Origin of the sequence: Winogradskyella vidalii (assembly GCF_013403955.1) — a bacterium.
GTDB classification, from domain to species: domain Bacteria; phylum Bacteroidota; class Bacteroidia; order Flavobacteriales; family Flavobacteriaceae; genus Winogradskyella; species Winogradskyella vidalii.
The window spans coordinates 1-1,368 of the sequence record NZ_JABFDG010000038.1 but is presented as its reverse complement, the minus strand read 5'-3'; the positions used below and the strand labels follow the sequence as shown (position 1 = coordinate 1,368).

1 protein-coding gene is annotated in these 1,368 nt (G+C 30.8%); it reads right to left on the bottom strand.

The features are described from left to right. Positions 1 to 325: 325 nt before the first annotated feature. On the bottom strand, positions 326 to 949 hold the full coding sequence (locus tag HM982_RS18370) for a hypothetical protein (RefSeq protein WP_179354772.1): 624 nt from the start codon (positions 947 to 949) through the stop codon (positions 326 to 328). Positions 950 to 1,368 lie beyond the last annotated feature (419 nt).

Sequence of the window (1,368 nt, the reverse complement as noted above, 5' to 3'; positions counted from 1 at the left end):
CAAGCTCTTTCTTTAATGATTTCTGAAATATTTTAATCAAATCTCGATGTTTTTCAAATGTGCCACAACGTTGATGTGTATGGTTAGTTGCGTGGTTAAGCAACTAAGTTAACAAAAACCCACGAACCTGAGAATATTCCGAAGGAATATTCGCAAGTAGGCTAGAACCAAGCAATTAATTATACACGGTGTTGTACAACGTAGTTTTTCTCTACCTTAATTTTAAATCTTCTCCTGTTATTGTTTTAATAAGCATTTCAGCCATTTCGATTGATATAATTCCGTCTATAATTAGGTTTTCAAATTTCCCTTTAATTACTTCAGTCTAATTTTTTTTATTTAAGCCGAGAATCAATTCTTTAATTTCATCTGCCTCATCAAATATTATTTGTTGACCAAAACCTAATTTCCGTAATTGTATTTCGAATATTTCAATATTATTTTCATATTTGAGAATTTCTTCTCTAGAAAAATAATCTTTCTCCTGCTCAATTTTACTTTCTCTAAAATACCATTCTAAAAGTTCAATAAATGGTTCAAAAAAGTAAGTATTAAAAAATTCGTGATACTTGTGATAATTTCCTCGTGGTTCGTACCATTCATTGGCTAATTCAATAAAGTGGTTTGAGTATTTCTTTTCGGTCAGATTTTTATTTAAAATCTCAAAGTATCCAAATGCTCCTTGATATTCTCTAGTTTTAAGAGTTAGTAGAATTTGTTTTTGTTCTTTCTGCCAACTCATAGTATTTCTATCTATGTTGAGCATTTTTTTGAGTTCAGAAAAGTCCTCCGCAATTCGTTCAGTTGTCCGTTTTGATATTGGTTGTTCCTCTAGGAATTGTAAAAATTGAGGAATTTTAACTTTCAAATGTTCCCTGTCAGAATATCTTATGTCAGATGTATATTCTGAAATTTTGTCAATAATCTCGTTTAAATCTAGGTTTCTCATCTATGTTGTACAACGTTGTTGTGTATGGTTAGTTGCGTGGTTAAGCAACTAAATTAGCAAACTTTTACGAACCCGTGAAAATTCCGCAGGAATTTTCGCAAGTAGGCAAGAACCAAGCAATTAATTATACACGGCTTAAGTTAGCAATTAAATAAAAACACTAAATTAAGATTTATAAATTAGAAAGAACAAAAGAGAGGAGTAAGGTTATTATATACGCAGAGACTTCAGATCTCGTCAACATTGAAAATCCCCTCTCTTTTCTACACAGATTTCGTACAGTTCTATGAGGCTTTAAGACCTCGATTTTAAGTCGTTGAAACTCGCGTAGATTGTCCTTTAAAAAAAACATTTCTTATGAATAAAGATATTAAATATTTTGGAATAGACATTAGCCATTTGGTTTTTGATGTCACAGA